Consider the following 5,763-nt stretch of genomic DNA (forward strand, 5'->3'; position numbering starts at 1 on the left):
CCTGAGAGCTGCAGGCGTTGGCTTCATGGCCGCGATGGCGCCATCGCGGCCATGAAGCCAACGCCTGCAGCTCTCAGGAAATCGCGGCGATCTATCAGCGGGGTTTTCAATTCAGTCCCCATCCAGCGAGGAGAAGCCTGCGGTCAGGCCGAATTCAGCGGTCAACCTGGTCCCGATCAGGGTCGACAGGCTGGAGGTGATCAGCGCGAAATGATCGAGCTTGTCGCGCAATGCCGGATCGGCAAGCGCCTTGTCGATTGGACCGCTGACGGCCTTGGCGGTGGCGACACCGTTGACCAATTGGATGTGGATCGCTTCGGCCATCCAGCGCGCATCGGCCGGCAGGGCGTCGCCAAGTTTCGAGGCCTGGAACAGCGTATCGATGCCGGAGAGATTGCCGGCCAGTGACGCGGTGGTGTTTTGCGAGCGCCAATAGATCGCTTGTTTCGGCTTGTCCGCGTCCGGCTTGCCGCCGAAAAACCCTTTCAGGCGCACGTCACGCACCATTTCCAGCTCGTTGATGAAGACGCCGACCAGTTCGGTCACCGCTTCATTGCCGTCGCGGTAGAGCGGGTTCTGCGGCCCCGGATTGGCCCAAAGCGCTGCAAAGCCGTCCGGTTTGTTCCAGGCGGCGCTGACCTCGCCGGCCATGGTTTCGATGTTGCCGGCAACAGCAGTGCCATAGGCGCAGCGGTAGGAATCATCCTTGCCGGCCAGTGCATCGGCGCCGTCGCCGTAAAGCACGAACTCCAGCGCGCCCAGCCCCTGCATGGCGACGCTCTTGCCGGCCAGCTGTGCCGGATCTGTGGCGGTTGGATCCTTCGCCGACAGCGCCGCCTGCACCTGCTTCAGGCCAATGCTCTTGCGATCCGGCCAGAACAGCATGCGTTCCAGCCGGTTGTTCTCCTTGATCGGCCCGAAGCCGATGATTTCGGCTGACGACCAGGCATAGACGGTGGCGGAGAATTCGGCGCGTGCGGCATCGAGCTCTCCTTGCGAGGGCGTGACGCACAGCTTGCGCATGGATCCGGTCAAGGCTTCCGCATGCTCGTGCAGGCCGGCATAGGCCGGGCGGACGAAGCCATCGATCGCCCGCTGGATGATGTCGGAGGCTTTGACCGCCGCCGACGCAGGGACAACGCCCAGCAGGGCCAGCGGAAGAGCGAAAAACAATGCAGAACGCTTGAACATCACAGTGACTCCAGGAATTTGAGCAATGCGTCACGCTCGGTCGCGTTAGCGGCGGCAAAACGGTCGCGCGCTTTCTGCGCCTCGCCGCCATGCCACAGGATCGCCTCAGCCAGGCTGCGCGCGCGCCCGTCATGCAGAAAGAAGGAATTGCCGTTGACTGTCTCGGTCAGGCCGATGCCCCACAGCGGCGGCGTGCGCCACTCATTGCCCGTCGCATCGCCCACGGCCTGGCCATCGGCCAGATCAGGCCCCATGTCGTGCAGCAGGAAGTCGGAATAGGGCCAGATCAACTGGAAGGCCTGCGCCTTATTGGGCGTATCGCGGCGCGTGACGAATTTCGGCGTATGGCAGGCAATGCAGCCGATCTCGTAGAATGTCTTTTTGCCCGCGAGCACGTCCGGCCGGTCGAGGTCCCGGCGCGACGGCACGGCCAGGTTCTGCGAATAGAAGGTGACGAGATCCATCACCGGCGGCGGCGCCTCGACCGGGCCAAGACGCTGCTGCACGCCGTTCGGCATGGCGAGGCATTTTGCCTCCGCAGCAGTGCAATCGCCCCAATGCCTCGGCTCTTCGAGCGTCGAGATGCCGATGTCGCCGGCAAAGGCATCCGCCGCCTGCTGGCGGATCGACGCGGTCTGCGCCTTCCAGCCGAAGCGGCCGAGCGTCAGTTCCCCGTTCAGGCTATCGCGCACGATGTTCGGCCTGCCGGAAATGCCGTCGCCGTCCCTGTCGTCCGGATCGGCTTGGGCGAGAATATCAGACGGCGCGATCTGTTCGATCAGGCCCAGGCCGATCATCGGCGGGGTCAGGCGCGGCGACAGTGTGGTGCGTGGGTCAAGCGGCCCGTAGCCAAGGCCGTCAACCGAATAGCTCGGCTTGCGCAAGGAGATCACAGCGCCGTCCGTCAGCTCTACCTTACGTTCCTGATAGTCGATATGCATCCTGCCTTCACCGGGCAGGCCGGGTACGGCGAGCTCCTGCAATTGCCTGCCGTAGACCGGGTCGGGGAAGTTGAGCACCTCATGGTCGGCAAGCGCCGCCTTCTCTTCCACGCTGCTGGCGTCGCGGGCCAGCCGCAGGAACATCGACGTGGTGCCGGCGTCGCCTTGCGGCGGGCGGCCGCGGCCGTCCTTCAGATGACAGTTCTGGCAGGCACGTTCGTTGAACAGCGGGCCGAGCCCGTCCGACGCCTGCGTCGAGGATGGCGACGAGACCCAGTTCTTGCGGAAAAGGGCATTGCCAAGCTTGAAGTCGCCCTGTTCCTCGAAGGTGAGGTTGGCCGAGGATTGCGAGAAGGAATCGCGGCTGACGTCCTTTCGGGACGTGCCGGCGCCACCTTGCATCAGTTCGAACGGCTCTGGCCTGGAAAAATCCGTGGTCGGCCTGGTGACGGCGATGGCGCGCGCCTGATCCTTCGCATTGAGGTCGGTGCGCGTGGTAGCGAAGCCGGCCGGCTGAAGATCACCCGCCATCGCCGAAGAGGTAAGCGCCAACACGAGCATGACACAGCGCCGACGCGCCAATCCGGCTGGCGTCTTCTCAGGGGGCGGCGAGCCATTGGCCCGCCGCGAGCGGCGCACGAATTCTAGCAGGCGCCGCATTCCCGCATGCCCTTACTCCGCCTCGTCTGCCGATGCGGCGTTGAGCTGGCCGTATTTCTCCTCGCCGATCGAGGCAAGCAGGTCGAGCTGCGTCTCAAGAAAGTCGATGTGACCCTCCTCGTCGGCCAGCAATTCCTCGAACAGCTTCATCGTCACGTAGTCGCCGGCGTCGTTGCAGATTTCGCGCGAACGCTTGTAGGCGGTACGTGCGTCATATTCTCCGGCAAGGTCGGATTCGAGCACTTCCTTGACGTTCTGCCCGATGCGCAGCGGCGCCACGGACTGCAGGTTCGGATGGCCTTCGAGGAAGATGATGCGGGCGACGAGCTTGTCGGCATGGTGCATCTCCTCGATCGATTCCGCCCGCTCCTTCTTTGCCAGCTTCGCGTATCCCCAGTCCTCAAGCAGACGGAAATGCACCCAGTACTGATTGACGGCCCCAAGCTCCAGAAAAAGGGCCTCGTTAAGCCGCTCGATGATCTGCGGATCGCCTTTCATGAATTCTGCTCCCGTATTGGATGCGCAGGCCTCTGACGCGATCCAGGTGTGAAACGACATCCACGCCGCTCGCCTCCGAGCGGGCGTGGTAGTTTTCGGTGACCCGAATGATCGTTTCCACCACATTTGGGAAGCAGCCGCAACAGCGACCGCGCTTTTGCATTGCATGATAGATCTTCGCCGGCACGATCAACTGCCAGGGATCCTGGTCCAGCAGCCCGACGATCGTCTGCTCGATCTCCTTCTCGGTGATGATGTTGCAATGACAAATCAGCATTGGCTTGCTCGGCTGGCTGACGGCGTCTCCCGCGCCGTGTGGCTTGATCTTCTGGCGGAGGCCGTTCCAAAGCCGGTTGTCCGGCTCCGGGTCAGTCTCCGTCGTTTACCCCTTACTTGAACACCTTGTCCGGCGCGTCGAGGCTGTCGGACCCTTCGAAGGCGATGGTGCTGAGCTTCAGGGAGCCGACGGCGCGCTCAATCGACTTGGTCTGATCGATCAGCGCATCGATCGCCGCCTGGACGGTGGCATTGCCCTCAATGTTGCCCTCGGCGATCTGCTGGTCATAGGCCTCGCCGGCCAGTGCACGCGCCTTGATCGCCTCCATCTTGGCGACCGAAACATCGAGCTTGTCAGACAGTTCCTTGTCGATCGCCGGGTCGGCCGCCTTCACCATATCGGCCACCGAAGGACCCGAAACGATGGTGCCGTCGAGACGCGTGTAGCTCGCATGATAGGCCGCGCGAATGCCGATGGCGTCGTAGAGATGCGAATTGTAGGTGTTGTCGGAGAAGCAATCGTGCTCCTCTTCCGGATCATGCAGCAGTAGGCCGAGCTTCATGCGCTCGCCGGCCAGTTCGCCGTAGGACAGCGAGCCCATGCCGGTGAAGATCGTCGAGATCGCCGTGTTCGGCTCGCCATCGACAAGAGCCTTGCGGGCGGCGCCGTCTTCCTTCCAGTTGCCGACCATCTCCTGAAGATCCGAAACCAGAAGGTCGCTGGCCGATTTCAGATACTCGGCGCGGCGGTCGCAATTACCGCCGGTGCAGTTCTTGAGGTCGTAGTCGGTGTCGGGGCGCTCGCCGGCACCCGGGCCGGTGCCATGCAGGTCCTGGCCCCAGAGCAGGAATTCGATGGCGTGATAGCCGGTGGCGACATTGGCCTCGATGCCGCCGGCTCCCTGCAGCGTGCCGGAGAGGAATTCCGGCGAAAGCTTCGATGCATCGACCTTCTTGCCGTTGATCTCGATCTCCTTGTTGGCGATCACATTGGCCGTGTAGAGCGCGTTCGCGTCCGATTCGGTGCCGTAGCTCTTGGCGACATAGTCGATCAAGCCTTCATCCAGCGGCCAGGAATTCACCTTGCCTTCCCAGTCGTCGACGATCTTGTTGCCGAAGCGGTAGACTTCGGTCTGCTGGTAGGGAACGCGCGATGCCTTCCAGGCGTCACGGGCAGCGTTGAGGGTTTCCACCGATGGCGTGGCGAGCAGCGCGTCGACCGCCTTGTCGAGCGCCTGCGCGGTGGTCAGCGAATCTTCGTATTTCGCGAGCGCGATGTCGGAATAGGTCTTGATGACCGCCTTTACATCGGTTTCCGCCTTTGCCGGCAACACGAATACCGCCGCCGTCAGCAGGGCAGTGGCGCCGATCGCCGCAAGCCTGCTGCCATATCGTGCTGTCATGATCACTCTCCAGTTTCTCGGAAATTCTGTAAACGGCGCGCGCAGCAACCGGCGCCAGGCCATCTGCGGGCCATTGGGCGCAAGAGATGCCGCGCCATCGCGCGGTTCGCGGAAGAAAGACACCAAAATGCCTCCAATCGAAAGGGTTCAAGGCCCAGACATTAAAGGGATGCGCTGACGCGCGAGCTTCCATAAAGCTGCGACACCGTCGGATGTCAATGACAATCCGCAAGAAAAGTCAATCGAAACAACAGTTTAGAATTATTCTAAACTGCGACTGTCAACTTTATGCATTTTCCTGCACCGGTCTTGCCGCTGAACTGTGCGATTGACAGCCGCCATCCCGGATGCGACCCGCAAAAGCTCGCTTGCAGCGGTGCCAGACAATTGCCATCTGGCGGAACATCCTAGGGTAGAATCGGGATTGAGTGCGATGAAGAACGGTGTGGTCATTGTCGGCGCGGGCCATGCGGGCGTGCAAGCGGCCGCAAGTCTGCGCGAGGACGGTTATGACGGACCGGTAATCCTCGTCGGAGATGAGGACGAACTGCCCTACCACAAGCCGCCGCTGTCGAAGACCTTCATCAAGGATGCCGAGGCCAAGCCACAACCCTTGCGCGGCGAGGCCTTTTACACCGGCAGCGCCATCGACTACCGGCCTGGCGTCAGGATCGATCGCATCGATGCCGGACGCCGCAGTTTGGATATTGCCGGCGGTGGTGCGCTTGCCTTCGACCACCTGATCCTGGCGACAGGCTCGCGCCCGCGCACGCTGCCGCTGCCCGGTGCCGATC

At 62.6% G+C, this 5,763-nt stretch carries 6 protein-coding genes; 1 reads left to right on the forward strand and 5 read right to left on the reverse strand.

Going from position 1 to position 5,763, the window contains the following annotated elements:
• Positions 1–111: 111 nt before the first annotated feature.
• The 5 genes from EN884_RS22990 to EN884_RS23010 all read right to left on the reverse strand — a co-directional run bounded on the left by EN884_RS22990 (position 112) and on the right by EN884_RS23010 (position 4,969).
• A complete protein-coding gene (locus tag EN884_RS22990; protein ID WP_063169986.1) occupies positions 112–1,191 on the reverse strand; it encodes an imelysin family protein in 1,080 nt (359 codons plus the stop codon).
• Positions 1,191–2,792 carry a di-heme oxidoredictase family protein gene (locus EN884_RS22995; RefSeq protein WP_063169985.1) on the reverse strand — a complete coding sequence of 534 codons (1,602 nt, stop codon included), beginning with the start codon at positions 2,790–2,792 and terminating at the stop codon, positions 1,191–1,193. The genes EN884_RS22990 and EN884_RS22995 overlap by 1 nt, the downstream gene beginning before the upstream one ends.
• A gap of 12 nt (positions 2,793–2,804) precedes the next feature.
• On the reverse strand, positions 2,805–3,290 hold the full coding sequence (gene bfr / locus EN884_RS23000; protein ID WP_013527914.1) for a bacterioferritin: 486 nt from the start codon (positions 3,288–3,290) through the stop codon (positions 2,805–2,807).
• Entirely contained in the window at positions 3,256–3,567 is a 312-nt protein-coding gene (locus tag EN884_RS23005) for a (2Fe-2S)-binding protein (RefSeq protein WP_013527915.1), read from the reverse strand. Before EN884_RS23005 ends, bfr begins: the two co-directional genes overlap by 35 nt.
• A gap of 112 nt (positions 3,568–3,679) precedes the next feature.
• Complete coding sequence (locus EN884_RS23010; protein WP_063170455.1) at positions 3,680–4,969, reverse strand: imelysin family protein; 1,290 nt, start codon at positions 4,967–4,969, stop codon at positions 3,680–3,682.
• A 433-nt stretch (positions 4,970–5,402) separates the two neighbouring features.
• Here EN884_RS23010 and EN884_RS23015 point away from each other — a divergent pair.
• On the forward strand, positions 5,403–5,763 hold a 361-nt coding region (locus EN884_RS23015; RefSeq protein WP_164895114.1), incomplete at its 3' end, for an FAD-dependent oxidoreductase.

The organism is Mesorhizobium sp. M7A.F.Ca.AU.001.01.1.1 (genome assembly GCF_004022735.1).
GTDB lineage: Bacteria > Pseudomonadota > Alphaproteobacteria > Rhizobiales > Rhizobiaceae > Mesorhizobium > Mesorhizobium ciceri.